The 445-nt window shown below is 64.3% G+C and carries 1 protein-coding gene; it reads right to left on the bottom strand.

Features of this window, described 5'->3' with window-relative positions:
- A partial coding sequence (locus DVK01_RS21420) for an ABC transporter permease (RefSeq protein WP_121538859.1) occupies positions 1-445 on the bottom strand: 445 nt, incomplete at both ends.

The raw sequence follows: 445 nt of genomic DNA, 5'->3' as shown, positions 1-445 counted from the left end.
ATGAAGTACAGGCCGACCGACTCCATCAGGATGTTCCGCATGGAGCCGACGGTCCCCATCGTCAGCATCGGCATGAGCCGGGACATGACGTTCTTCGAGAGGATGCTCGACGTGGGCAGTCCGAGCACCCGCGAGGCCTCGACGTGGGACTCACTGCGGATGGTGAGCACCTGCGACCGAAGCTGTCGGGCCAACCGTGGCCAGTTGTCGATTGCCAGCACGAACCCGACGAACACCGGGCTCTTCGGTTCGAGAATCACGGCGAGGACGATGACCAGCGCCAGTCCGGGGATGTTCATCATCACGTCCGTCACCGTCATGAGCACCTTGTCGATGACGCCGCCGAGGTAGCCGGCCGTGACGCCGAGAAGGATGGCCAGGCCGAGCGTCACCGCCGCGCCCGACAGCATCATGATGAGCATCGGACGGGTCGCGAGCACCTGCT

Origin of the sequence: Haloarcula sp. Atlit-120R, assembly GCF_003665885.1 — an archaeon.
GTDB classification, from domain to species: Archaea; Halobacteriota; Halobacteria; order Halobacteriales; family Haloarculaceae; genus Haloarcula; species Haloarcula taiwanensis.
The sequence above is the reverse complement of the archived record's forward strand: the minus strand, read 5'-3'. Positions and strand labels throughout refer to the sequence as shown.